At 58.2% G+C, this 23,948-nt stretch carries 21 protein-coding genes and 1 pseudogene; 10 read left to right on the plus strand and 12 right to left on the minus strand.

Annotated elements, in window-relative coordinates; translation table 11 throughout:
• Positions 1-28: 28 nt before the first annotated feature.
• The gene (locus tag AC6I8D_RS02530) at positions 29-697 is read right to left on the minus strand and encodes a YecA/YgfB family protein (protein WP_312055207.1); all 669 of its coding nucleotides are present in this window, start codon (positions 695-697) and stop codon (positions 29-31) included.
• Between the two features lie 436 nt (positions 698-1,133).
• Between AC6I8D_RS02530 and AC6I8D_RS02535 the strand changes: the two are divergent.
• Together AC6I8D_RS02535 and AC6I8D_RS02540 are read left to right on the plus strand one after the other, a co-directional pair.
• A pseudogene (locus AC6I8D_RS02535) lies at positions 1,134-1,409 on the plus strand (serine hydrolase domain-containing protein); the annotation flags it as partial.
• A gap of 131 nt (positions 1,410-1,540) precedes the next feature.
• Entirely contained in the window at positions 1,541-2,044 is a 504-nt protein-coding gene (locus tag AC6I8D_RS02540) for an RcnB family protein (protein WP_497819609.1), read from the plus strand.
• A 622-nt stretch (positions 2,045-2,666) separates the two neighbouring features.
• On the opposite strand, the gene AC6I8D_RS02545 is transcribed toward AC6I8D_RS02540, so the two are convergent.
• The 4 genes from AC6I8D_RS02545 to AC6I8D_RS02560 all read right to left on the minus strand — a co-directional run bounded on the left by AC6I8D_RS02545 (position 2,667) and on the right by AC6I8D_RS02560 (position 6,227).
• Entirely contained in the window at positions 2,667-3,779 is a 1,113-nt protein-coding gene (locus AC6I8D_RS02545; protein ID WP_312057207.1) for an NAD(P)/FAD-dependent oxidoreductase, read from the minus strand.
• A gap of 19 nt (positions 3,780-3,798) precedes the next feature.
• Positions 3,799-4,554, minus strand: a complete 756-nt coding sequence (locus AC6I8D_RS02550; protein WP_069728477.1) for an amino acid ABC transporter ATP-binding protein — start codon at positions 4,552-4,554, stop codon at positions 3,799-3,801.
• Entirely contained in the window at positions 4,547-5,353 is an 807-nt protein-coding gene (locus AC6I8D_RS02555) for an amino acid ABC transporter permease (RefSeq protein WP_497819610.1), read from the minus strand. Before AC6I8D_RS02555 ends, AC6I8D_RS02550 begins: the two co-directional genes overlap by 8 nt.
• A gap of 61 nt (positions 5,354-5,414) precedes the next feature.
• Positions 5,415-6,227: an ABC transporter substrate-binding protein gene (locus AC6I8D_RS02560; protein WP_497820643.1), complete on the minus strand. Its 813-nt coding sequence runs from the start codon at positions 6,225-6,227 to the stop codon at positions 5,415-5,417.
• A gap of 229 nt (positions 6,228-6,456) precedes the next feature.
• On the opposite strand from AC6I8D_RS02560, the gene AC6I8D_RS02565 reads away from it, so the two are divergent.
• On the plus strand, positions 6,457-7,551 hold the full coding sequence (locus tag AC6I8D_RS02565; protein WP_497819611.1) for a LacI family DNA-binding transcriptional regulator: 1,095 nt from the start codon (positions 6,457-6,459) through the stop codon (positions 7,549-7,551).
• Here the strand turns inward: AC6I8D_RS02565 and pdxR are convergent.
• Positions 7,548-8,996, minus strand: coding sequence for a MocR-like pyridoxine biosynthesis transcription factor PdxR (pdxR, locus tag AC6I8D_RS02570; RefSeq protein ID WP_497819612.1), 1,449 nt, complete (start codon positions 8,994-8,996; stop codon positions 7,548-7,550). The two genes, AC6I8D_RS02565 and pdxR, sit on opposite strands and share 4 nt — an antisense overlap.
• A gap of 100 nt (positions 8,997-9,096) precedes the next feature.
• On the opposite strand from pdxR, the gene AC6I8D_RS02575 reads away from it, so the two are divergent.
• On the plus strand, positions 9,097-9,810 hold the full coding sequence (locus AC6I8D_RS02575; RefSeq protein WP_497819613.1) for a GNAT family N-acetyltransferase: 714 nt from the start codon (positions 9,097-9,099) through the stop codon (positions 9,808-9,810).
• Between the two features lie 15 nt (positions 9,811-9,825).
• Here the strand turns inward: AC6I8D_RS02575 and AC6I8D_RS02580 are convergent, their stop codons facing one another.
• From AC6I8D_RS02580 to AC6I8D_RS02590, 3 genes are all read right to left on the minus strand, one after another.
• Positions 9,826-10,746 carry a tropomyosin gene (locus AC6I8D_RS02580; RefSeq protein ID WP_497819614.1) on the minus strand — a complete coding sequence of 307 codons (921 nt, stop codon included), beginning with the start codon at positions 10,744-10,746 and terminating at the stop codon, positions 9,826-9,828.
• Positions 10,747-10,975: 229 nt separating this feature from the next.
• Entirely contained in the window at positions 10,976-13,267 is a 2,292-nt protein-coding gene (gene opgB / locus AC6I8D_RS02585; protein WP_497819615.1) for a phosphatidylglycerol--membrane-oligosaccharide glycerophosphotransferase, read from the minus strand.
• A gap of 223 nt (positions 13,268-13,490) precedes the next feature.
• Positions 13,491-13,880: a tautomerase family protein gene (locus AC6I8D_RS02590; protein ID WP_312057233.1), complete on the minus strand. Its 390-nt coding sequence runs from the start codon at positions 13,878-13,880 to the stop codon at positions 13,491-13,493.
• A gap of 112 nt (positions 13,881-13,992) precedes the next feature.
• On the opposite strand from AC6I8D_RS02590, the gene AC6I8D_RS02595 reads away from it, so the two are divergent.
• Complete coding sequence (locus AC6I8D_RS02595; RefSeq protein ID WP_312057215.1) at positions 13,993-14,910, plus strand: LysR family transcriptional regulator; 918 nt, start codon at positions 13,993-13,995, stop codon at positions 14,908-14,910.
• Here AC6I8D_RS02595 and AC6I8D_RS02600 read toward each other — a convergent pair.
• Positions 14,887-15,900 (minus strand): glycosyltransferase family 32 protein, encoded by a 1,014-nt coding sequence (locus tag AC6I8D_RS02600; RefSeq protein WP_497819616.1) that lies wholly within the window; start codon positions 15,898-15,900, stop codon positions 14,887-14,889. The genes AC6I8D_RS02595 and AC6I8D_RS02600 overlap by 24 nt on opposite strands.
• A 504-nt stretch (positions 15,901-16,404) precedes the next feature.
• On the opposite strand from AC6I8D_RS02600, the gene AC6I8D_RS02605 reads away from it, so the two are divergent.
• A complete protein-coding gene (locus AC6I8D_RS02605; RefSeq protein WP_497819617.1) occupies positions 16,405-17,370 on the plus strand; it encodes a beta-propeller fold lactonase family protein in 966 nt (321 codons plus the stop codon).
• On the opposite strand, the gene AC6I8D_RS02610 is transcribed toward AC6I8D_RS02605, so the two are convergent.
• The gene (locus AC6I8D_RS02610; RefSeq protein WP_312057219.1) at positions 17,352-17,906 is read right to left on the minus strand and encodes a histidine phosphatase family protein; all 555 of its coding nucleotides are present in this window, start codon (positions 17,904-17,906) and stop codon (positions 17,352-17,354) included. The two genes, AC6I8D_RS02605 and AC6I8D_RS02610, sit on opposite strands and share 19 nt — an antisense overlap.
• Positions 17,907-18,495: 589 nt before the next feature.
• On the opposite strand from AC6I8D_RS02610, the gene AC6I8D_RS02615 reads away from it, so the two are divergent.
• The 4 genes from AC6I8D_RS02615 (at position 18,496) to AC6I8D_RS02630 (ending at position 23,445) form a co-directional block, all read left to right on the plus strand.
• Positions 18,496-19,887 carry an MFS transporter gene (locus tag AC6I8D_RS02615; RefSeq protein WP_312057220.1) on the plus strand — a complete coding sequence of 464 codons (1,392 nt, stop codon included), beginning with the start codon at positions 18,496-18,498 and terminating at the stop codon, positions 19,885-19,887.
• A 66-nt stretch (positions 19,888-19,953) separates the two neighbouring features.
• A complete protein-coding gene (locus tag AC6I8D_RS02620) occupies positions 19,954-20,976 on the plus strand; it encodes a LacI family DNA-binding transcriptional regulator (RefSeq protein WP_312759721.1) in 1,023 nt (340 codons plus the stop codon).
• 12 nt (positions 20,977-20,988) lie between these two features.
• Positions 20,989-22,002 (plus strand): nucleoside hydrolase, encoded by a 1,014-nt coding sequence (locus tag AC6I8D_RS02625; RefSeq protein ID WP_497819618.1) that lies wholly within the window; start codon positions 20,989-20,991, stop codon positions 22,000-22,002.
• 222 nt (positions 22,003-22,224) lie between these two features.
• On the plus strand, positions 22,225-23,445 hold the full coding sequence (locus tag AC6I8D_RS02630; protein ID WP_312057224.1) for an MFS transporter: 1,221 nt from the start codon (positions 22,225-22,227) through the stop codon (positions 23,443-23,445).
• Here the strand turns inward: AC6I8D_RS02630 and AC6I8D_RS02635 are convergent.
• Positions 23,442-23,906 (minus strand): YbaK/EbsC family protein, encoded by a 465-nt coding sequence (locus AC6I8D_RS02635; RefSeq protein ID WP_312057225.1) that lies wholly within the window; start codon positions 23,904-23,906, stop codon positions 23,442-23,444. The genes AC6I8D_RS02630 and AC6I8D_RS02635 overlap by 4 nt on opposite strands.
• Positions 23,907-23,948: the final 42 nt, after the last annotated feature.

Raw genomic sequence — 23,948 nt, forward strand, 5'->3', positions numbered from 1 at the left:
AGGGCCGCTTATCGCAGCCCTGGAACTATTAATGCAGACAGCACTGCTTATATTTTTTACCGCTGCCGCACGGGCAGGGATCGTTACGTCCTGGCAGCTTTTCAACCGAGATCGGCTTCTGCGGCTCCGGCACCGCTTCAGGCTGGGAGATCCAGTGATCGTGCAGCGCCAGCGCAGCAGGGCGGATTGCCTCAATGCTGGCTTCCATCTCGTCCGGCGTCATCGCATCCAGTTTTTCGAGGTTCTCTTCCACGCCGTGTAAGGCGATGGCGTCCAGCGCCGGTTGCAGATCCTGCGGCAGGGCAGACCAGTCGGTCAGCGACACGCCGCGCATGTAGCCGAAGCACCACTCTTCAACCACGGTAAATTCCAGACCTTCCATCTCACGGATGCCAAACAGCGGTTCGAACTGCTCAGGGAATTCAGACAGCCGGTCAGCCACATCATTCATGTGCTGAAAACAGAGCTCCATAAAACGCGTCATTTCACGTTCGTTGCTCCATTTTGGGATCTGCTTCTCGCCGCCCCACAGCGCCACCAGCCATTTGCTCGGTTCGACGGTGGTCGGTCCGGACAGCACGGCGGTCAGCAGACCGTCCAGCTCGGAGACATCCAGAATCGACGCTTCGCTGCCATATTTTTCCAGCATATCTTCCAGCCATTGCAGCTCTTTCTCGGACAGTGGGCCTTCTTTCATGCGGTTGCCTCCCGGGCATTTCAAAAATGTGAGCACGGCGTTCAAGCCATAAAGCCGCAGCAGTGTACACCCTTGCGCGCCGCAACACAGCTAGCCTCAGGCGGAGCAGGCGGTTTCAGTGACCAGCGCTGTGGTCCTCAACCCGCCGGTGGCACCGCTTTTAGTCGGTTTAGCGCGCTATAGCTGACTGTCGCCGGGTGATACCTTTTTGCGCGACAGCGGGTCTGTTACATCATCAATGAACTTAATCACCTGATTGTTATAATAAAAAATGAGAACAGGTTTTTTCGCCGGCCGGTTGAGGGCGCTACGCACCTGGCGGGATCTCCACCGCCGCGCCTCAGGCGGACTCAGAATCATAGCCCGGCTGTGGCCTGTCATCATCCTGAGCCTCACCGGCTGCGGCACTCTGTCGCTGACCCCGGCCCCGGTCGGCGATCGATCGCTGGATCAGGCCTTTGCTGCGGTGAACCAGGCGTGGTATCAACAGGGAAGCCAGACACAGAATGTCGCCTGGGTCACCGATCCGGTCGCGGGAGAGCAAATAACCTATCAGGTCGGCTACATTGGCGGCTATGCCAGCTTTATCGGCTACGATAAAGCCGGTGGCAATGCGATGGTGGTGCTGCAAAACGCCTTTAACTGGAGCAACTATTCAGGCATTGCGGTGTTGGTCGATCCGGCAACTCAGGATAGAGTGGTCGGACAGTAACCGGTGCGTGGTGAAACCAATAGCGTCGTCTTTACTTACACTTAGCTTTGACGCGAGGGGAACTGTATCGCTATAAAGATTGTCTTTAGCCTGTCTACCGTCACTAAAATCAATTTAACGTGGAAATCATTATGCGCAGGACTCAACGTGTACTTTTCTCAATGGGATTACTGGTTGGCTCGCTGAGCCTGATCCCTGCTGTGCAAGCCGCCGGTGAAGCAACGGATACCGTTCCGCCGCCGCCACAGATTCAGCCTGCCAATCCTGACGCCCAGTCGCAGCCTGGCGCGGCTAACACTCAGCCGGATGCCGGTGCCGCGCAGACTGATGCGCCGTCCAGCTCACAATCGAACGATGGCATTACGCCGACCACGCCGTCGCCGTCAACGGGCGGCCAGCCGAACTACGATCTCAATACCATTATCATCGACTACAAACAGTACAAAGTCGGCGACACGGTGCCAGAGAAGTACACTGATAAAACCTACACCATCGTTGAGTGGCAAAAACGTAATCTGCCTGCGCCGCAGGAGAATACCCACTGGGCCTATATCAACGCCAATTACATCCTGATCACCAATGACACCGGCAAAATCGTCATGGGTAAATCGGGTGACATCTTCTTCCGCGGTTAAAATAAGCGGAAAAAAATAGCCGGTCAGCACGACCTAATGCTGGTCAGTTAAGATTAGATTTGTAAAAGGCTGTCACGGTCAAACGTGGCAGCTTTTTTCCCGGGCGAGCGAGCCGCAGTGCGGGCCAGCGCACCTCTGCTGCTGCCGGGCCGTCCTCGCGCCGCTCGCGCGGTACCTTCGGCTTTGACGTCGTGCCGACGAACCGTTCGGGATCGGCCCTCCCTGGCCGGCCCCGAACTGCCCACGCTTCCCGGCGTGGACTTCTGGCTCACCGTCACGCCTCAGCGCTGTGGATAGCCCTTTCAGCAGCAGAGACGCTCAGGCCTCCACTCTCGTGCCCTTTTTTAACAATACACACTGAAGTTTCAGAACAGGCCGGTGCCGGGCAGGGGCAGGCAATCCGCAGCGCTGAACAGAATGAGTCTGCCAGGAGAGCCCGCAGGACGCGGGCGAAAGGCGGGGCGGCACAGGATGTGCCATCCCCGGCGGTCCGTCAGGCAGGCGAATGAAGTGAAGGAACCGCGCAGCGGCGCGAGGACCGCCAGCCCCTGAGCGGCACCAGACTGCGTTATCACCTGCTGCTTAACTGACTGGCATTACGGTCAGCACGACCGGCTTTTTATTAGCTGAAACGCTCAGCACCAAAGCTTGCCAGCATTGGATGTTTTTCGCCGCTGACCATCTCGTCCGCCAGTAATTCCCCGACAATCAGCGCCAGCGTGGCTCCGGAGTGGCTGAACGCCACGTAACAGCCCGGCACCGTTTGCAGTTCACCCAGCACCGGATCGCCATCGCCCGGAATCGGCTTCAGGCCAATCTTCCAGCTCTCAGCTTTGAGCGGCCGATCGCCACGCAGTAACCGGCTGGCTTCCTGCGCCAGCTGCGCCACCACCTGCTGATCAATCCGGTATTCCCCGTCGGCCAGCGGCTCGATATCAGCTTCATACCAGTCGTGATCGAGCGCAAAACGGTTGCCGGGATTGGGGCGAACCGCGGCGCGCGGGGTGTTCAGCACCGCTTTCAACGGCTGGGTGGCCGGTTCGGTGATCACCAGCATCGAAACCGGCGAACCGTTAGGGATAGTCACACCGAGCGGTGCCACCACATCCGGCGTCCAGGGGCCGCAGGCAACCAGCACCGCATCGGCGTGCAGCTCGCCTTTATCACTACGAATGCCGCAGGCCCGGCCCCGATCGGTGATCACGCTGGCTTTTCCGGCGTGCTCTACCACTTCGCCGCCCAGCGCGCGGAACTGATTGACCAGATAATCCACCAGATGCGGCAGGCTGACCCAGCCTTCACCAGGATTAAATATTGCCTGGGCCGCCAGCGCATCGGGATCGACCGCTGAATCCGCCTGCGCCACGTTTTCAGCCGTGATCAGCTGAGAATCGTAGCCGTGGGCTTTTTCATAGGCGTGACGCGCCTCCGTTGTGGCAACGTCGTTATCCGACCAGCAGATCCCGCCGTCAAACCGCAGCCAGTCGAGTGTCGGATGGCGGGCAAACAGGGTTCGATAGCGATCGATGCCGGCCATGCGTAGCGCATGATAAGGTTTCGACCGCTCGCCCGCTGAGTTGAGCCACGACAGTGAGCGTCCGGAGGCACCGGAGCAGAGCGCGGCTTCGGTCACTAAGGTTACCGCTGCCCCGCGTTTCGCCAGCTCCAGCGCCGTTGATACGCCCAGCACGCCACCGCCCAGCACCACCACTTTCATTTCAGTTTTTACCGCCATTATCAGGTTCCTTACTCAGTTACAGCACTTCAGAGAGAAAACGTTGCAGGCGCGGCGACTGCGGCGCATCGAAAATAGCGGCTGGCGGCCCGGCTTCAACAATCTCGCCTTCGTCCATAAACACCACCTGATCCGCCACTTTGCGGGCAAAGCCCATTTCATGCGTCACCACCACCATCGTCATGCCGCGACGACAGAGATCGGCCATCAGCGTCAGCACGCCTTTCACCAGTTCGGGATCGAGCGCCGAGGTCGCCTCATCAAACAGCATCACCTCCGGATCCATCGCCAGCGCGCGGGCAATCGCCACCCGCTGCTGCTGGCCGCCGGAGAGATCGCGTGGCCGGTGATCGGCGCGCGGTCCCAGACCAACCTCTTCCAGCCGCTGACGGGCAATCGCCATCGCCTGCGCTTTGGGCAAGCCTTTAACGCGCCACGGGGCCAGCGCCACGTTCTCCAGCGCGCTGTGATCGGGAAACAGATTGAAATGCTGAAACACCATGCCAATCCGCAGTCGCAGTGCGTCCGGTTTGTCGCGTAGCACCGAGCGGTCGGCCAGCAGCACATCGCCCGATTTCGGTTCATGCAGCCGGTTAATGCCGCGCAGCAGGGTCGATTTACCCGAGCCGGATGGCCCGATAATGCAGGTGGTGCTGCCGGGCGCGACCCGCAGCGAGACGTTACGCAGCACCTCAATCGGGCCATAGGCGAGGGTCAGATCGCGCAGCTCCAGGCTGGCTCCGTGCCAGCTGGCGCTGGTTGTGCGGTTATTCATGGTTGCCTCCGGTCAGCGGGTGAGTGGCCAGCGCGCCGTTGGGCTGTCTGACTTCCTCCACCTCTTTTAAACCACTTTGCGGCGTGGTCAGGCGACGGCGGCCGGTGCGGTAACGCACATCCACGTAGTTGACCATGTGGGTCAGCGGCACGGTGATGATCAGATAGAACAGCCCGGCCAGCATCAGCGGCGACAGATTGCCGGTCAGCACCGCCGCATCCTGGCCGACGCGAAACAGCTCACGCTGGTGGGTCATCAGCCCCAGCAGGTAGACCAGCGACGAGTCTTTAATGATGGCGATGAACTGATTGACGATGGCGGGCAGCACCCGGCGGATCCCCTGCGGGATCACCACCAGCCGCATCGCCCGGCCATAGCTCATCCCCAGCGCGCGACAGGCTTCCATCTGGCCGCGTTCAACGCTCTGAATGCCGGCGCGGAAAATCTCGCCCATGTAGGCGCTGGCAATCAGGCTGAGGGCGAAGATCCCCAGCGGGTAGGGCGTCGGACCGAACAGCTGATAGCTGAATCGCGCCAGGCCCTGACCAATCAGCAGGATGGTCAGAATCGACGGCAGACCGCGAAACAGATCGGTATACAGCCGGGCGGGCAGGCGCAGCCAGCGCGAGGGCGAAATGCCCATCAGCGCCAGCAGCAGGCCAAACAGCGTGCCAGTCAGGGTGGCCGCCAGCGAGATAATCACCGTGTTCACCAGCCCGGTGGTCAGCATCTGCGGCAGCACTTCCCTCATTGAGGAAAAATCAAAGAAGGTGCGGGAAATAATCGTGAGCAAGTCCATCGCCGTCTCCATGCAGTGCGGGGCATTCCCCGGTTAACTCAGGACGCGAACGTCCGCCGCTTTACTGACCGCCAGGCAGATACTGTTTGGGCATTGGCGAGCCGGGAAACCACTTCTGATAGAGCCGCTGCCAGGTGCCGTCCTGCATCGCCGCTTTAATGGCGCTGTCCAGTGCGGCCTTAAAGGCGGGTTTGCCTTTGGCGATGGCGATACCGGCCGGAGCGTCAAAAGAGGGGATATCGGCAGCAGAGACCAGCTTAAAGCGGTCGGCGTAGCTTTTGGCGGCTTCATAGTCGAGGAAGATGGCGTCGAGCGTGCCATTATTGAGCGCCGAGACCGCGCTGTTGTTATCCGGGAAGCGCACGAGGTCGGTCTGGGTGAAGTGTTCGACCGCGTAGTTCTCCTGCAGCGTGCCCTGAACTACGCCGAGCCGCCGTTTTGCCAGACTGGCGACATTCTTTACGCCGCTGTCGCTGCGGGTCAGCACGGTGAGAAAGCCCGCCAGATAGCCAGTAGTGAAATCGACGGTTTTTTCACGTGCCGGGGTGATGCCGATCGCCGCGACCGCCGCATCATACTGACCGTTGGCGACCGCCGGCATGATGGCGGAGAAGTCCTGACCGATAAAATCGACCTTATCGATTCCCATGCGATGGGCGACATTTTTAAAGAATTCGACGTCAAAGCCGGTGAACTGACCGCTGGCATCGGTGAAGGTATAGGGTCTGGAATCGCCGACGCTGGCGACGCGTAGCTGGCCCGGTTCGATCAGGCCGTAGGGATTGTCATCGCTGGCAGCCAGCGTAGAGAACGAAAGTGCACAGAGTGCGAGCAGGGTGCTGAACGTCTTGTTGAACACGGTGCCGAACAGCATGCCGGGCCGTTTGCCCGATTGAGTTTGCGATTTCATAGCTCATCCGTTTTGCAGGTTTAAACATCAGAGACTGTTGAGCCGGTGATTATTTTTGAGACCGGTCTCAACGAAAGTGACACCTTGTGGACGTGGGCGTTGTGAGACCGGTCTCAAGGGGTTACAATGAGTTTAAGCACAGCCTTTTTTCGGCGTCAATCTTCCTGTCATCAACCTGTGATTCAAAATAATTATGACCAGCCAGAAATTACGTTCTAAAGCACCCACCGTGGCGGATGTGGCGCGCGCGGCAAAGGTTTCCAAGGCCCAGGCGGCGCGAGCGCTTGGGGGCTATGGCGCGGTCAGTGATGAGGTGCAGGCGCGGGTAAACAGCGCCGCTGCCGCACTGGGCTACCGTCCGAATGAACTGGCGCGCAGCATGAATACCGGGCGCTCTAACACCATCGGTGTGATTGTCGGCGATATTGAAAATCCCCACTTCGGCCTCGCCCTGCGCGGCATGGCGGATGTGGCGCGTACCGCCGGTTACCATCTGCTGCTCAGCAACAGCGACGAAAAGCTGCCGGCTGAACAGGATGCGGTGCGGGTGATGCTGGAGAAGCGGGTCGACGGCATTATCGTGGCCCCCAGTTGTTCAGAGCGCGATCAAAACAGCCATCTGCTGCAGGTGCTGGAAGAGGGTCGGGCGCTGAAACTGTTCGATCGTGCAGTTACTGGCCTGGATGTCGAAGCGATCTGCTGTGAATTTACCGCTGTGGCGGCTGATGCCACCAGCCGGTTACTGCAGGCTGGCCACCGTCATATCGCCTATGTTACCAGCATGGCGCTGGCCGGCGACTACCGTGCGCCAGCTGATTTTGGCCTGACGCCGGTTGCCCAGCGCGTCGGTGGCATGATGCAGGCGTTTGCCGCGGCAGGCGTGGAATTTGATCCGTCACTGGTGAAAGTGAATGCGCTGGATGAAGCGCAGATCGCCCGCATCGTGGCTGAGCTGTGGCAGCGCCCGCAGCCACCCAGCGCGCTGGTGGCCTCTGACAGCGTGGTAGCGATGTGGCTGCTGCGTGAAGTGACGCAGCGCGGGCTGCGCATCCCGGAGGATCTCTCCTTTGTGATGTATGACAACTTTCCGTGGAGCGAGATTGTGACGCCGCCGCTGACGGTAGTGGCGCAACCGGTGTACCAGATGGGGCGTGAAGCGGCACGCCGACTGATTGCCGAAATTCGTGGCGAAGCGGCCGGTCCGATGCCGCGCTTTGATGCCCGGCTGGTGCTGCGGGAATCGATTGCTGCGCCAGCCAGCGACAGTAAGCCACGCGCCAGACGCTAATCCGGCCAGCCCAGCACCCGGCGCAACTGTCGCACCGCCGCGGTGATCTGCGTGCTGCTGCTGTTGCCATAGCCAATCACCAGGCCGCGCTGTGCCGGTTCAGTCAGATAAAAGGTCGAGAGTGCCGCAGGCGCGTAGCCAGCCTGAATCAGCCTGTTGGCTATCGCCACGTCATTCTGATGCGCCTCGATTGGCAAGACCAGATGCATTCCGCTGTCGCCACCCAGTAAGGGTATCAGCTGGCCCGCGGCCTGCTGCAGTTCACTGCGCAACAGGGCCTGACGCTGGCGATAGAGGCGGCGCATTTTACTCAAATGCCGGCTGTAATCGCCGCTGAGAATAAAGCGTGCCAGCGCCTGCTGCTCCAGCGGATTACCGCCACGTAGCAGCTGATGCAGCGCCGGTCGCAGATTACTGACCAGCGGCGCGGGCAGCACCATAAAGCCGATACGCAGGGCAGGGAACAGCGTCTTGCTGAAGGAGCCGAGATAGATCACCGGCGCGTTATCGGTCATCCCCTGCATGGCGGCAATCGGCTCGCCGTGGTGCCGGAAGTCGCCATCATAATCATCTTCGATAATCCACGCCTGCTGCTGCCGCGCCGCCGAAATCAGCGCCAGCCGCCGGGCTGCGCTCATCACCGCGCCAGTCGGATACTGATGGGTTGGCGTGGTGTAGATCAGGCGCGGTGGGGACTGTTGCCAGTGTTGCGGCTGCGGAGCCAGGCCCTGCTGATCGATGGGAATCGGAACCACGCGCAGATCGCCGGCTTGCATGGCCGCTTTGGCCCCACGATAGCCTGGATCTTCAACCCAGCCGTGGTCACCCGGATCGCTCAGCAGAGTGACGCACAGCATCAGCGCCTGTTGCGCTCCTTCGGTAATCACAATCTGTCCGGCATCACACCGAACACCGCGCGTGATACGCAACTGCTGCGCCAGTGCGGCACGCAGTTCAGGATCACCCAGCGGGTCGCCATAACCCAACTGGCGCGGTGGCGTGTGGTTCAGCACATGATTAAGCGCCCGACGCCAGGCGGCTAACGGAAAATGATTCAGCGCCGGAATGCCGGGGCGCAGCGGCAGCGTTCCGGTATCGAAACGCTGGCTGAGCTGAAGGGCATCAAGCCGTTTTGCCAGCGGCCAGTGAGCCAACCCGTTGTCATCTGGCCGGGCTGTCGGTAACGCCAGCAGGCTGACGCGGCTACCCTGTCGATCGCTCATCAGATAGCCCTCCGCCTGCAGATGGGTCCAGACGTTAAGCACCGTATTACGTGAGACCTGTAGCTCAGCGGCCAGTTGCCGGGTGGCAGGTAACATCGCGCCGGCAGCCAGCTGGCCCTGCAAAATGCCCTGTTTAATCCGCTGGTAAAGCTGCTGCTGCAGCGTGGTTCCGGCGGCTGGCGTTAACGGTGCCAGCAGTAAAGGATGGCTCTCCGGCTTCATAGCGCGCTCCCGTGGATCTATCATTTTCAAACATTGTGGTACTTTTTAACCCACCATGATAGTGGCAATCTGCAGGCATCATCTGAAGCCTGGAGGCGATATGTCACAACACACTAATCAGTATGGTCAGCCGGTCGGGGTCGATTTACCGGACTGGCAACCCCGTCCTTTTCCGCAGCCGCAGGTTTTCACTGGCGAAGTTTGCCGGCTTGAGCCGTTCAGCATGGCGCGCCATGGCGACGCGCTGTTCGATGCCTACGCAGCGGCGCAAGATGGGCGCGACTGGACCTATATGTTTGTCGGGCCGTTTGATAACCGGCAGGTGTGGCAGGATCATGCGGTGCAGCTGGAGTCCAGTCGTGACCCGCTGCACTTTGCGGTCATCGATCTTGCCAGCGGGCAGGCGGCAGGCAGCCTGGCGTTGATGCGAATTCAGCCGGAACATGGCGTGATCGAAGTCGGACATGTGGCGTTTTCACCTCATCTGAAGCGGACCCGCATTGCGACGGAAGCCCATTTCCTGCTGATGCGTTACGCCTTTGAGACGCTGGGTTATCGGCGCTATGAGTGGAAGTGTGATAGCTGCAACGCGCCATCACGCCGGGCGGCAGAGCGTCTTGGTTTCCGCTACGAAGGCGATTTCCGACAGGCGATTGTTTACAAAGGCCGCAGTCGCGATACCAGCTGGCTGTCGATCATTGATGGCGAATGGCCGCAGGTGAAAAAGGGCCTGCAGCGCTGGCTGGCCAGCGACAACTTTACTGCCGATGGCCAGCAGCGCGAAAAGCTGGAAACATTGCGCGAGCTGCCCTGACCGGTCGCGGCTAATTCAGATAAACAGGGTTTTGACGGCCGCCACCAGCAGGGTGGTGGTCATCACCATTAACAGTCGCTTAATCCAGCGCGTGTCGTTTTTCACGGTCATCACTTCATCTCTGAGATTCTCGACCGTTCGGGTTAAACTGATGAGGCCTGCCTCCAGCTTATCGACTTTGATTTCAACCTGGTTAAGCCGGATACCCAGCTTATCGACTTTTCTTTCAACGTGCCCCAGACGCTCATCCATCTGGTCAACTTTGCGTTCCACATTGCCAAGTCGCTCATCCATCAGGTCAACTTTTCGGTCAACCTGATCGACTTTGCGTTCAACATTGCCGAGTCGCTCATCTATCTGTTCAACTTTTCGGTCAACCTGATCGACTTTGCGTTCAACATTGCCAACCCGCTCATCGATTTGTTCGACTTTTCGGTCAACCTGATCGACTTTGCGTTCAACATTGCCAACGCGCTCATCTATCTGTTCAACTTTTCGGTCGACCTGATCAACTTTGCGTTCAACATTGCTAACGCGCTCATCTGTCTGTTCAACTTTTCGGTCGACCTGATCGACTTTGCGTTCAACATTGCCAACGTGCTCATCGACCTGATCGACTTTACGTTCAACATTGCCAACGCGCTCATCTGTCTGTTCAACTTTTCGGTCGACCTGATCGACTTTGCGTTCAACATTGCCAACGTGCTCATCGATCAGTTCAACTTTTTGTTCGACCTGATCGACTTTTTGCTCAACGTGGCCGACGCGCTCATCGACCCGGTCGACTTTTTGTTCAACCCGGCTGAGTTGCTTATCGTCTGGCTGGTCCGGTTTTCCCTGCTGCATATCCGTAAAGATCTCCACCATCGCCTCCGCTTGCTGCTCATCGATCCCTGCCCGCTGCAGGGCTTTAAAGGCCTGGTGGGTCTTCATCATGGTGCTTGTCATGTCTGCCTCTCTCCCGGCAATACGGCGATAGCGAGAGGATGACAGATCACACAAAGGGGACCACTAAGCCGGTTGTACTTTGCGCGCCTTTCCGAAAAATATCAATTAGTTCAACAAGTAACGTGCAGTGGATTGCGAGCGGTCTCGCAACCTTCGGCGTCTGATGCGGGAAGATCTCCTCTGCGTGAATCCGCAGAGGAGAAGAGAAAAGCAGGCGTTATGGCTGAGGCACGATCTTGATTTCCACCATGCCAATGCCCAGTTTGCGTGGGTCCTGACCGGTGATATTGCCGATATTACTCAGTTGTGGTTCCGGCGGCGCAATGGTCAGTTGGTGCGTGGCGGTCGGGTTGTCAAAATGCAGCGTATGGGTAGAGAAGGTTTCACCCAGCGACAGCAGTTGCTGCTGATCGCCAACCCGCACCGGGATCTGGCGGTGGACGTTAGCTCCATAAGCGCGAGCGGTAATCACCAGGTCAAACTTCGGCGGTAGCGGATCGACGTACTCTATCTTCACTTCCGGCGCGAGATTAGCGTTAGACCAGCGACCCCAGCTTTCCGGTCGGGAAATGCCGCTAAAACGTTTGATGCTCTGCGGTGCACCAGGTACGTCGAGCCTGAAGCTGTCGGCGCTGTAGCGAATGTCGTTATCTTCGATGCGGATCTGCGCCAGATTGCGCTGGTAAGCCGCATCGCTGGTCGGTGCGGTCGGGAATTTCACTTTGCCTTTCCACTGCGGCTGATCGATATGCGTTACCGCAGGCGTTGCACCGAGCTGGCCCATTGCCACGCAGAGATCGCCGGACAGCGCCAGCGACGGCTGCCAGAGTCGTGCCATTTTGAAACAGCGATCGACCCACAGAAACTTATCGGTTGAGGTGAAATCAGCCAGCTGATAGCGCAGCGGTGCCGAATATTCCCCTTCCGGCATCGGCTCGACATGCTTATCACTGATGCGGAACAGAATCGGTAACCGGAAGGTGGTGCCCGAGAAGCTGAAGGTATTTTTCACCTGATCGACGGTAAAGCTGTCCATCATCTTCGGGAAATTCCATAACTGGATAATATCCGGCTTCCAGCTCATTACTTTACTTTTCATATCTTCAAACTGGGTCGAAAGCGAAACGCTGCTCAGGCTGCTGCGGCCAAGACCAATCGCGTTATCGCCGCCGAGAATATCCAGCAGCGTTGCGCCGTTATCCAGCGTGCTGCGGCGCGCATCCATCACTTCTGCCTGCGGTTTATCGCCGCGGATCACCATAAAGAGATCGTGGCGCGGCTGCTTAATCAGGTACTGGTGGGCGGTGTTATTCATCGCCAGATGATCGGAGGTCACCACAATCACCGTCTGTTTAAACCACGGCGAGGCTTTAATCCGGTCAATCAGGCGCGCAACGTGCTCCTGCGAACAGGCCACCGCGCTAAATGACTGGTTTGGTTTGCCATCAAAGCTGTAACTCTTGCGCTCACAGCTGCGGGAGATAAAGCCGTCGGGATGATGGGTATCGACCGTCAGGGTGAACAGCGCAAAGGGTTGGTTGGCTTTTGACAGTTCCTGATATTTTTCAAACACCTCGTCCATCACCGTATCGTCGTAATAGCCCCAGTTATTGCGATAGGTCGGATCGGCAACGCGGCTTTTCAGCTCCTGCGCGCCGTAAAGGTTAGCTGGATCAAAGCCGTGTGATTTCAGGAACACATCTTTGCCGGCGAAGCGCAGGTCAGCGCCCTGAATAAACCAGTTTTGGTAGCCGGAGTTTTTCAGAATGTCGCCGAGGCAGACGTTTTGCGGGTAGAAGCTGGAGAGCGAGGCGGAGGCATTGCCGTCAAACGGCGCAAACAGCGGAATGCCGCACATTGAGGCGACCATGCCAGCAATAGTGTAATCGGTGCCCGGCAGCTGCTCAGTCTGGCTGAAATCGATGCTTTGCTCTTTCAGGCGGCTGAGCTCCGGTGCCAGGCCGGGAAAAGCGTGCTGATCAAAATAGGTGCGCTCCAGGCTTTCGCCGTAGATATAGACCACGTTGAGGTGCGGCTGCGCAATGCGGTTACGTGGCACTTTGTAGAACGCATCGAAGTCGGAATCGGCCAGCTGGGTGTGCGACACAATCAGGGACGCCACCTGACGAAATGCAGGTGTGGTCTGCACTGAACCCAGCGCGCAGGCCGCCGCCAGCAGCGACCAGCCGATATGATGTGGCCGCTCACGCCGCCGCAGTATCCATGACAGCAGGCAGAACAGCAGAAACAGCACGATGATCAGCCCTATGCCCGGCACCACATATTTACTGATACCGGCACCGGTCAGACTGTTGGTCAGGGTATAGAGCACGGCATCATTGATGCCGTCGCCGGTGAAGTAGTTGCTGGCGTAAAGCGTTGCATTCAGCACCACAAACAACACCAGCAGGATTAACACCACAAAGAACCAAAATTTGTTACGCCCGGCTTTACAGGAATAGATAGCAATAGCGGCCAGAAACAGCCCAAGTGACGCTAATTCGGACAACGGCAAATCCTCTGTTGATATGAGTACGCGGCGCTTCAGACTGCCGGCCACCTTCGGGGGGATAGTTTTTCGACAATCTATATTGGCTGTAACCCGGCTGCAACACATCCAGCCAGATTTGTGCGGTGAGGATCATATTGGTGACAGAGAGCATCGGCGGGGAGTTTATCAGGCCTGACGGCGGCTGGCGCGCACCGTCAGCAGAGCAAAGCGGACTGTAATTTCAGAGTTTGCCGGTCAGGTATTGCGCCTCACCATCAGCAAAGCTCCAGTCGCCTTTGTCATTGGTGATAAAGCTGATCATTAAATCGTTGCCCTGCACGCCACAGCTTTCGCGCAGCTCACGCGCCAGCTCCGCCATAAAGCGCTGTTTCTGTTCGCTGCTGCGCGGGCTGGTGTAGACCCGCACCATCACCAGATTATCGCTGCGGCTGAATCCCAGCCCGGTATCCTGAAACACCATCTGGTAGCGCTTGTTTTCCTGAACAATCTGGTAACGATCGCGTTCCGGCACCTGAAATGCGGTGAGCACGGCCCGGTGTGCTGCATCCAGCAGCGTACGTAGTTCGGATTCTGAACGACCCTGAATAACATCAAATTGCAGCAGTGGCATCGGCTTGTCCTCGCGGTGAGTGTGATCATCTGTTGTGTCCATAGTGACTGCTTTATCCGCCGCGAAAAAGCGCGTAGCCTGAACTGATTATTCACTATATTGAACAATCATAATGAAAGAGATGAAGACCGACGCGCTGTGGGATCACCTGCACTGGCTGACGGTGCTGGCTGAGCAGGGCAGTTTTACCCGGGCCGCAGAGCGGCTTGACGTCAGCAAAGCGGCGATGAGTCAGAAAATCAAAGAGCTGGAGCAGATGGCGGGCGTGCTGCTGGTACAGCGCACCACCCGCAGCGTGCGTCTGACCCCGGCGGGTGAAAAGCTGGTGGAGGAGTTGCGCGAGCCGTTTGCCCGCATCGAACAGAGCTTTTTCAGCGTGCGTGATACAGCCGGTCCGGTCCGGGGACGGGTGCGCATTACCGCGCCGGTGGCGTTTGCCCGTCAGCAGCTGGTGCCAATCATTGGTGAGTTTCTGCGTGACTATCCGCAGGTTCGCCTGCAGCTCGACGTAACGGACCGCATCGTGTCGCTCAGCAGTGAAGGGTTCGATCTGGCGATACGCCACAGTGACACGCTGCCGGAAACCCACGTGGCGTTGCCGCTGTGTGAGACGCGCACCCTGCTGGTGGCGTCACCGGACTATCTGGCGGCGCAGGGTACGCCGCTGATGCCGCAGGATCTGGCCCGGCATAACTGCCTTTACTATCCACGCGGGGCGGAATCACCGCGCTGGAGCTTTGTGACCGCCGGCGATAATGAGCGGATCCAGGTGCGGATTCAGGGCTGTTTTGCCACGAATAACAGTGAGTCGATCCGCGATGCGGCGCTGCAGGGATTAGGTATTGCGATGCTGCCGGACTTCAGCGCCAGAGCGGCGCTGAAGTCTGGTTCACTGCAACAGGTGCTGTCTGAATGGCAGGCGGTCGACGCGTTCGCCGCCCACCTGTGGATTGTCCGTCCCTGGGCGGCGCAGGTGCCGCGCGCGGTCACCACCTTCGCCCACTGGCTACGCGCGCGCTTTGACGGTTAGCGGCAGTGCCAGCGTTGGTGCAGTCTGCTGCATCATCTCACCCATCAGGCTGCGGCGATTGTACAAACCGAGCCGCAGGTTAAAGTCGAGATGCAGCCGTTCGTTTCCGGTTAACTTGATGATCGGCGGCGGCGTTTGCGGCCGTTGCTGAAACAGCACCGAATGGGCGAAGGCGCTGCTGCTGTCGGCGTGCAGGCGCTGATAGAAGTAGGCGTTAGCCTCCCCTTTACGCAGGTAGAGATTGGCCCGCCGGTATTCGCGCATCGCCACCTGTTGGGCCAGTGACAGCAGCTGGCGTGACGGATTGTCAATGTTCTGCACGATCATCGGGAAATCATCGCGCTTTTTCAGCTCCTGAAAATAGTTCTGAACGCCGACGTTTTTCACCGGCGCCAGCTGTTTCAGCCACTCGCGGATAAACGGATTTTGCGGCGCAGCGGCGACAAACCAGCTTTCGATCACCGGCGCGAGGAAATTCAGGGTCGATTGTTCGCGGTAGTAGCCGATTAGATCCATCGACCGCTCCTGATGCACGCGATGGACCCAGGCGAGATCTTCAAATAACAGGGTACTGCAATCTATGCCGATGCCGCCGTAACGGTGAATCAGTTCGAGACGAATGATTTCACTTTTATGCGCCAGCGTCAGATCGGAAGAGATAAAGTCAAGATCGGGCAGCCACTGCGACAGGGTGTGCTGAGTAATCAGATAAACCTGGTGATCGGGATTATCCCGCCGGATTTTACTGATATTCAGCGCCATCGAGGTGGGCAGCTGATCGTTATGCCAGTACATCCAGACAATCTTCGGAATTTCCGGCAAGCTTTTCTGCTGCGATATCAACACCACATTCTCTTCCTGCCCCGGATCATATTCCGGTGCGCTAAAGACGCTGTGTCGTTTTTTATTCCATAACATCTGGCTACTGAAAGATAGTCTTTTCCAGTTACGCCAGATCTTATGCGCAGGTCGTTGGCGATGTAAAGTCATGGTGCACCTGTTGTTTTTATTTTCCCGTCATATTGCCGCCCCTGCGCACCCCATAATTAACGCGATGGCGGGGCGATGCAGTCTGGCGGCAATCTCAATCAGTGCGGGAATTATTAAAGGGTTTCCCTGATGGTGGCGCAGTGAAAAAGCGCGCGATAGTTTCCTCACGGCTGTTTAAATTGCACTGCACCTTTTTAATAAAACATTCTTTACTTATAAGCTATTTCTTTTTTTGACTTTCGGATAATACGGAAATAATTCGGGCAGCCGATGAAAATAATAGATTAAGCGGACTGTATTATTTATTTAATCACTCTTTTTCGCCGGTATAAGGAAAGTCTGAATCACCTATCGGAGTCATCGCCGCTGCTGCGGCCTGATGGCATGTTCGGCAGCGGATTGGGCTTAAACTGTCGCGTTAGCCCGGCTCATCAATCGCTGACAGCGTGCCGCGCGTTGACGATTGTCTACGCTTAAGAGGATCTTACTGAGAAAGGAGCGCGCATGCAGAATGATTCTCACGGTTTACTGGCGGTAGATAAACGCGGCAATCGCGTCCTGTTTCTTAACCCGGAGACCTTTGCGGTCGAGCGGGAACTGAACGCCTTTCCACCGCGACCGCATGAACTGCTGATGCTGACGGCGTGGGGCAAAGCCTATGTGCCGATTTATGGCGATGGCGTTCACGGCGACAATCCACATCCGGGCCATAAAGTGGCGATAATTGATTTACAGCATCGGCAGATCAGCGGCTTTATCGATCTGTCGCCCCTGCGGGCGCCGCACAGTGGTCAGCTGGGTCGCGATGGCAAAGTCTATCTCTGCTGTGAGCAGAGTGCCGCGGTGACGGTGATCGACCCGCTCACCGATCGGGTAGAAAAAGTGATTCCGATCCCTTCCCATAATGCACATCGCCTGACGTTGTCACCCAGCGGCCGCAAGCTGTTTACCGACAACGAAGAGGACGCCACCATTACGGTCGTCGATCTGTGCGAAGCGGAAGGGCGGATCATCGATACCATTCTGCTGCCGGGGCCGATTGCCGGCATCGCCGCCTCACCAAAACATCCGTACCTGGTTGCCAGCGCCGCCGACGCGCCGCTGCTGTATGTTATCGATCGGCAAAGCCATCGGATTCGCCAGCGTCTGGCACTGCCGGGTCATCAGCAGCCTTGTCAGGTGGTGCGTTTTAGCGCGGATGGGGAACAGCTGGTGGCGATTGGGGACGGTGAGCCGCTTGTGACCCTGTTTGACGATCTGCTGAATCCGCTGGGTGATATCGCGGTCGGCAACCTGCCGATGGATGGCTGCTTCAGCCCTGACAAGCAGTTGCTGCTGATCGCTAATCAGGGCGATGGCACCCTGAGCGTGATCGATCTGGCCCAGCGGAAAGTGATTGCTACGCCGCGAGTCGGCACCGGTTGCGAAGTACTGAGCTACTATGCGCGCGATCAGATAAACGGACGATGATAAATCGCCGAGCTCCAGTGGCGGCTGCTGGCGTGCTTTTCCGCCTGCCAGCCACGTTTGCGCAGCTCGCGGGCAATCATCTTGTTCATGATGCCGTGTCCCAGCAGCAGCACCGTGCCGTGGCGGGCATGTTCAATTAACCGATCGGCCGCCCGCGACGCACGATGGCGGGCATGCTGCAATGACTCTGACTGGCCGGCATAACCGCACAGCCACAGCAGCCGCAGCAGCGCCAGCCAGATCAGCGTGGGAAGCTGGAGCTGGCTGCCCGGTAGCAGCGGCACGGCCACCTCGCTGAATAGCGCGTCGACCTCATGCGGCTGTAAACCGAGCTGGTGCAAGGAAGAACGCGCGCGTGGCAGCGGGCTGCACACCACCACCGTCGCCTGACGCGCAATAGACAGGCTACGCGGCGGCGGTCCGTCGCTGACCTGTGACAAATCGTAAGCTTCGCACCAGTCCGCCAGCGCCTGCACGTTGTGCCGTCCGCCAGGCTGGTGATTGGGCTTACCGTGCCGCATGAGAATAATCGTCATAACTCTCCTGTCTCGCTTTCCCTTCAGGGTAAAGCATTGTCTGCATTTGCCAATCCCCGGATCTTTTTTCGGAGAATCACCAGGCTGTCATGCCACCGTAACCGTGCAGTGCGATAACGGGGCGCGATGAAAGGGGCCGGCATTTTGATTTAGCTTAATGTTAAGAGAAAATGCTATTTTGCCCGCTGTGGTGTATTTTTTATGCGCGATTATTCACGGTTAACTCGCTGAATTTGCGATAAAAAGCTGTGGTGACCTGACGTGATAATGAAGTTTATCTAACAAATCATCAGAAGATCTATTGATTTATCTACGCGCGTAGATACACTGTGTCTCCAGTGATTGCTCACGGTGCACGATGCACAGCAGGCGCCATTGATTGTGAAGTTACATTCGCTTCGTTAAAGCGACCGGTCGAAAAAGATCGGCGAAAGCGAGCGAAGAGTCAGATTCCAACACCAGGGAATCCATTAACCTTTCATCATGGTTAGTCAACTGAACGTCGCCACCGGGATGTTCCGCTTACACGCAGGGAACCGACCCATGGACGGGCGTTTATCGATCTGCATACTCATTCAGGGACAGGGTTATGACGGCACACAGCACCGTTAAGCAGCAGGCATCACTGCCTTCCTCCTCAGCCGCCGACGAGCGGTTTAATACCACATCTGGCCGCAAAGATTTCTGGCGCGCCACTTTCTCATGCTGGTTAGGTACCGCTATGGAGTACGCGGATTTCGCGCTCTATGGTCTTGCCGCCGGCATTATTTTTGGTGACGTTTTCTTCCCGGAATCGACCCCGGCGATGGCATTGCTCTCCAGCTTCGCGACCTGGTCGGTCGGCTTTGTTGCCCGCCCGATTGGCGCACTGTTCTTCGGCTGGCTCGGCGACCGCAAAGGGCGAAAAGTGGTGATGATCGCCACCATCATCCTGATGGGCGCCTCCACCACCTTTATCGGTTTAATCCCCAGCTATGCCTCAATTGGCGTCTGGGCACCGGCTTGTCTGGTGCTGCTGCGCTTTACCCAGGGCTTTGGTGCCGGCGCTGAACTGTCGGGCGGTACGGTGATGCTGGGCGAATATGCGCCGGTGGAACGACGCGGTTTGGTCTCTTCGGTGATCGCGCTTGGTTCCAACAGCGGTACGCTGCTGGCCTCGCTGGTCTGGCTGATCGTGGTGCAGATGGATCAGCAGAGCCTGCTCGAATGGGGCTGGCGCATTCCGTTCCTCAGCAGTGCGCTGATTGCGCTGGTCGCCTTATGGATTCGACGTCACCTGCGTGAAACGCCGGTATTTGAACGTAAAAAAGCGCAGATGGCAGCGGAACGTGCGGGCGTACTGGCGGCGCAGCCCGCGGTCGATTCGCGTCCTTTCTTTCAGCGTACCCGCGCCTTCTGGACCATGGTGGGTTTGCGTATCGGCGAGAACGGCCCCTCTTATCTGGCGCAGGGATTTATTGTCGGTTACGTCGCTAAGGTGTTGATGGTGGATAAATCGGTGCCGACCACCGCCGTTTTTCTGGCGTCGCTGCTAGGCTTTGTCATTATCCCTTGCGCGGGCTGGCTGTCGGACCGCTTTGGCCGCCGGATAGTTTATCGCGTGTTCTGCCTGCTGCTGATGTTCTACGCCTGGCCGGCCTTTACGCTGCTGGATAGCCGTGAGCCGGTGCTGGTCATTCCGGTGATTGTCGTGGGGATGGCGCTGGCATCGCTGGGTATTTTTGGCGTTCAGGCGGCGTGGGGCGTGGAGATGTTCGGCGTTCATCACCGCTACACCAAAATGGCGGTGGCCAAAGAGCTGGGATCCATTCTCTCTGGCGGCACCGCGCCGCTGATCGCCGCGGCGATGCTCTCTTACAGCGGTCACTGGTGGCCGATTGCGGTCTATTTCTCGGCAATGGCTACCGTCGGATTCCTGACAACCTTTGTCGCCCCCGAGACGCGAGGGCGGGATCTCAACCTGCCGGATGACGCCATCTAGCCGGACAAGCAAAAAAGTACAGCAGGCCGTGTAATGCGGCCTGCTTTGTTTATGGAGGAAAGTGATGTGGCTAAGTCGTTAACAGGAAAAGTCACCCGCAGTGAGGTCGCGAAAGCGGCGGGCACCTCGGTGGCGGTGGTCAGTTATGTGATTAATAACGGGCCGCGTCCGGTTGCCGATGCGACACGTCAGCGGGTGCTGGCAGCGATTCAGGCGACCGGTTACCGGCCAAACGCTGCGGCGCGCGCCCTGGCCTCCGGTAATACCAAAACCTTTGGGCTGGTGGTGCCCAATATCAGCAACCCGTTTGTCGCCTCAATGGCGCATGTGCTGCTGCAGGAGTCGCTGAATCACGGTCACGTGATGCTACTGGGCGATGCTGGCGACGATCGCAAGCGCGAGCTGGAGTTGATTCAGGGCCTGCTGAACCGGCAGGTGGATGGACTGTTTTATAACAGCGTCGATCGCCATCCCTACATCGAAATGATTAAAGCCAGTGGGACGCCGCTGGTGATGCTGGAACGGGTCGAGCCGCAGCCGGGCGTCAGTATGCTGCGGGTCAATGAGCGCCAGGCGGCCTGGCAGGTAACGTCACACCTGCTGAGCCACGGTTATCAGCAGGTTGGGATGATCAGCGGTCCGACAGAGATGCTCAACGCCCAGGATCGTATTCAGGGCTGGCGTGACGCGATGCAGGAGCATGGCCTGCCGGTTGATGAGTCGCTGATCTTTCCAGCCAGTTACAGCCGGGAAGGCGGTTATGCGGCGGCCCGCACCATGATGGCACAGCGTCGTGTGCCGCGTGCGCTGTTTGCCAGTAACGAAGGTCAGGCGCTTGGCGCGCTGCGCGCCTTCTCCGAACAGCAGATTCGCGTGCCGCAGGATGTGGCGCTGGTCTGTTTTAACGGCACTGAACACGCCGCCTTTCACGTCCCGACCTTAACCACCGTGCGACAGCCGCTGCGTGAGATGGCGCGGTGCGCTATTCAGATGCTGAAAGCGGGGCAGAACGAAGCACAGTTGAAAGAGTTTCCCCACTATCTTGAAATCGGCGAATCCTGCGGCTGTAAACCGCAACGCCAGAGTTAATCTTATAAGACCATGAAAAGAATAATTATTGATTGCGATCCGGGCAACGGAATCGCCGGTGCTAACACCGATGACGGGCTGGCGATTGCGCTGGCCCTGGCGTCTCCGGCATTGTCGCTGGAGTTAATTACCACCGTGGCGGGCAACACACCCTGTGAGCTGGGAACGCGTGTCGCCAAAGATCTGGTGACCCGGCTGGGCTTAGCCATTCCGGTGGTGCAGGGCGCGCAGCAGGCGCTTCAGGAAGATCCGATCCCCTGGCGTGAGGCGCTGGATAACCGGGTGAACCAGACAGGACTCAGCACGCTATGGCAGGATGTGCGCCAGCCCGCGGATTTACCGGCGGATGCGGGTGAGGCGGCAGACGCCATCGGCAAGCTGATTTGCGACAATCCGGGTGAGATTACGCTGGTAGCGATTGGCCCGCTGACCAATGTGGCGCTGGCGATGCAGCGCTATCCGGCGATGGCGGAAGCGGTGGCGGAGATTGTGATCATGGGCGGCGTATTCGCGCTGGATGATTACATCAAAGACACCAATTTTGGTCTCGATCCGGAAGCGGCGCATCAGGTATTGCACAGTGGTGCCACGCTGACGCTGGTGCCGATGGATGTCACCACCCAGACCTTGCTGACCCAGCAGGATCTAACGCGACTGACCGCGGTTGATCATCCGCTGACGCAGTTTGTGCGCGAAACCCTGCGGCCGTGGATCGACTATTCGATGCAGACCCGCCAGCTGGCTGGCTGCTGGATCCACGATGCGCTGGTGATCGCCTGGCTGCTGAATCAGCGGGTGGCATCCGGCATCGATTACCGGGTAGATATCGAACTGCGGGCCGGGCCGACGCGCGGTAAAAGCTGGCGTTATCGTCAGCCGCTGCGCGTTACCACCGGCATTGCGCAGGAGTGTGGCGCGTTAGTGCACGTATTGCATCGCGTTGATAATGCCCGGCTGTTGTCGATCATCGAACAGGCTTTCCGTCGCCTGAAGCCTGAAGCACGAAGCCTGAAGCCTGAAGCCTGAAGCCTGAAGCCTGAAAACCGGGGCGCAACCCGCCCCGTATCCTCCCTGAAACTCCTCTCTGACACGCTTATTTACAGCCTGAAGCAGCGGCTGACAATTACGTAGCACGCTAACCTTTCCGACATGATATATACAAATGGTTAACAAAGTTGCAACCGTTCTGCCGGTTGCGCCAACCTCTTTCCGGCCGCCGTGCCGAAGCCGCTCAGACAGGATAGTGACATGCTTAACTGGACTCCGACCCAGCGAAACGTGGCGTTTGCCAGTTTTGCCAGCTGGACGCTGGATGCTTTCGACTTCTTCATTCTGGTTTTTGTGCTCAGCGATCTGGCGCACTATTTTCACTCTTCGGTTTCGCAGGTCTCGCTGGCGATTATGCTGACGCTGGCGGTGCGGCCGATCGGGGCGCTGCTGTTTGGTCGTCTGGCGGAGCGCTACGGCCGCAAACCGATTCTGATGCTGAATATCGTGTTGTTTTCGCTGTTTGAACTGCTCTCCGCCTGGTCACCAACCTTTGGCGCGTTTCTGGCGTTCCGGGTGATCTACGGCGTAGCGATGGGCGGCATCTGGGGCGTGGCCTCGTCGCTGGCGATGGAAACCATTCCTGATCGTTCACGCGGGCTGATGTCCGGTATTTTCCAGGCGGGCTATCCGTGCGGTTATCTGCTGGCGTCGATTGTCTTTGGCCTGTTGTTTGCCACGGTTGGCTGGCGGGGCATGTTCCTGATTGGCGCCGTACCGATTCTGCTGCTGCCGTTTATCTATTTTAAGGTCCCGGAATCCCCGGTCTGGCTGGCGGCACGCCAGCATAAAACCAGCTCGGCGCTGATGCCGATCGTTCGTCAGCACTGGAAAATCTGTCTCTATATGGTGCTGCTGATGGCCTGCTTTAACTTCTTCAGTCACGGTACTCAGGATCTCTATCCCACCTTCCTGAAAGTGCAGCACCAGTTTGATGCCCATACCGTCAGCCTGATCGCCATCGGCTACAACATTGCGGCGATGCTGGGCGGCATCTGCTTTGGCTCGCTGTCTGAGCGTATCGGCCGTAAAAAAGCGATTATTCTGGCGTCCCTGCTGACGCTGCCGATTTTGCCGTTGTGGGCTTTTTCCAGCGGCTCATGGGCGATCGGCATCGGCGCATTCCTGATGCAGTTTATGGTGCAGGGCGCGTGGGGCGTTGTTCCAACCTATCTGACCGAGCTGGTTCCGGCCAACGCACGCGCCGTGTTGCCGGGCTTTGTCTACCAGCTGGGGAATCTGATCGCTTCGGTCAACGCCACGCTGCAATCACGTATTGCAGAAGCCCACGGCGGCAATTACGGACTGGGCATGGCGATAGTGGCGGGCACGGTCGCCGTGCTGATCTCTCTGTTGGTGGCGTTTGGTCGCGAGACGCGCGGCATCGAAATTTCCGGCGCGGTGGCCAGGCAGCCTGATTAACGCGCCTCGCAGACGTCGACCCAGCGGGCAGCGGTCAGCTCAGCCATCTGTTGCGGGCTGATACGCACGGCGCTATGGATGGCGCCCGCCGCGGGTAACACCTCGTCGAAACTGCGCAGCGAAACGTCGCAAAAAACGGTCAGCGGATTTTCCAGCCCGAAAGGGCAGACGCCGCCGACCGGATGGCCGGTCCAGTTAATCACTTCATCCACGCTGAGCATTCGCGCTTTGGCCCCCAGCGCCGCTTTCAGCTTGCGATTATCCAGCCGGGCATCGCCACGCGTGACGATCAGCACCACTTCATCTTTAACTTTCAACGACAGGGTTTTGGCGATCTGGCCCGGCATCACGCCGTGGGCGCGGGCGGCCATATCAACCGTTGCGGTGCTTTCGGCCAACTCAATAATCTCAATTTCAGGGGCGTGTTCGGCAAAGAACTGGCGTACTGACTCCAGGCTCATCTTTTTCTCCAGGCTGATCGAAGGCGTAAAAATTGCCACAAG

Source organism: Pantoea sp. X-Soil-MYKO-1785, from assembly GCF_059730675.1.

Excerpts from the sequence above, each read along its gene's own strand:
- AC6I8D_RS02530 (WP_312055207.1), bottom strand. The coding sequence starts at position 697 with ATGAAAGAAGGCCCACTGTCCGAGAAAGAGCTGCAATGGCTGGAAGAT.
- AC6I8D_RS02540 (WP_497819609.1), top strand. The coding sequence starts at position 1,541 with ATGCGCAGGACTCAACGTGTACTTTTCTCAATGGGATTACTGGTTGGC.
- AC6I8D_RS02545 (WP_312057207.1), bottom strand. The coding sequence starts at position 3,779 with ATGGCGGTAAAAACTGAAATGAAAGTGGTGGTGCTGGGCGGTGGCGTG.
- AC6I8D_RS02550 (WP_069728477.1), bottom strand. The coding sequence starts at position 4,554 with ATGAATAACCGCACAACCAGCGCCAGCTGGCACGGAGCCAGCCTGGAG.
- AC6I8D_RS02555 (WP_497819610.1), bottom strand. The coding sequence starts at position 5,353 with ATGGACTTGCTCACGATTATTTCCCGCACCTTCTTTGATTTTTCCTCA.
- AC6I8D_RS02560 (WP_497820643.1), bottom strand. The coding sequence starts at position 6,227 with ATGCTGTTCGGCACCGTGTTCAACAAGACGTTCAGCACCCTGCTCGCA.
- AC6I8D_RS02565 (WP_497819611.1), top strand. The coding sequence starts at position 6,457 with ATGACCAGCCAGAAATTACGTTCTAAAGCACCCACCGTGGCGGATGTG.
- pdxR (WP_497819612.1), bottom strand. The coding sequence starts at position 8,996 with ATGAAGCCGGAGAGCCATCCTTTACTGCTGGCACCGTTAACGCCAGCC.
- AC6I8D_RS02575 (WP_497819613.1), top strand. The coding sequence starts at position 9,097 with ATGTCACAACACACTAATCAGTATGGTCAGCCGGTCGGGGTCGATTTA.
- AC6I8D_RS02580 (WP_497819614.1), bottom strand. The coding sequence starts at position 10,746 with ATGATGAAGACCCACCAGGCCTTTAAAGCCCTGCAGCGGGCAGGGATC.
- AC6I8D_RS02590 (WP_312057233.1), bottom strand. The coding sequence starts at position 13,880 with ATGCCACTGCTGCAATTTGATGTTATTCAGGGTCGTTCAGAATCCGAA.
- AC6I8D_RS02595 (WP_312057215.1), top strand. The coding sequence starts at position 13,993 with ATGAAAGAGATGAAGACCGACGCGCTGTGGGATCACCTGCACTGGCTG.
- AC6I8D_RS02600 (WP_497819616.1), bottom strand. The coding sequence starts at position 15,900 with ATGACTTTACATCGCCAACGACCTGCGCATAAGATCTGGCGTAACTGG.
- AC6I8D_RS02605 (WP_497819617.1), top strand. The coding sequence starts at position 16,405 with ATGCAGAATGATTCTCACGGTTTACTGGCGGTAGATAAACGCGGCAAT.
- AC6I8D_RS02610 (WP_312057219.1), bottom strand. The coding sequence starts at position 17,906 with ATGACGATTATTCTCATGCGGCACGGTAAGCCCAATCACCAGCCTGGC.
- AC6I8D_RS02615 (WP_312057220.1), top strand. The coding sequence starts at position 18,496 with ATGACGGCACACAGCACCGTTAAGCAGCAGGCATCACTGCCTTCCTCC.
- AC6I8D_RS02625 (WP_497819618.1), top strand. The coding sequence starts at position 20,989 with ATGAAAAGAATAATTATTGATTGCGATCCGGGCAACGGAATCGCCGGT.
- AC6I8D_RS02630 (WP_312057224.1), top strand. The coding sequence starts at position 22,225 with ATGCTTAACTGGACTCCGACCCAGCGAAACGTGGCGTTTGCCAGTTTT.
- AC6I8D_RS02635 (WP_312057225.1), bottom strand. The coding sequence starts at position 23,906 with ATGAGCCTGGAGTCAGTACGCCAGTTCTTTGCCGAACACGCCCCTGAA.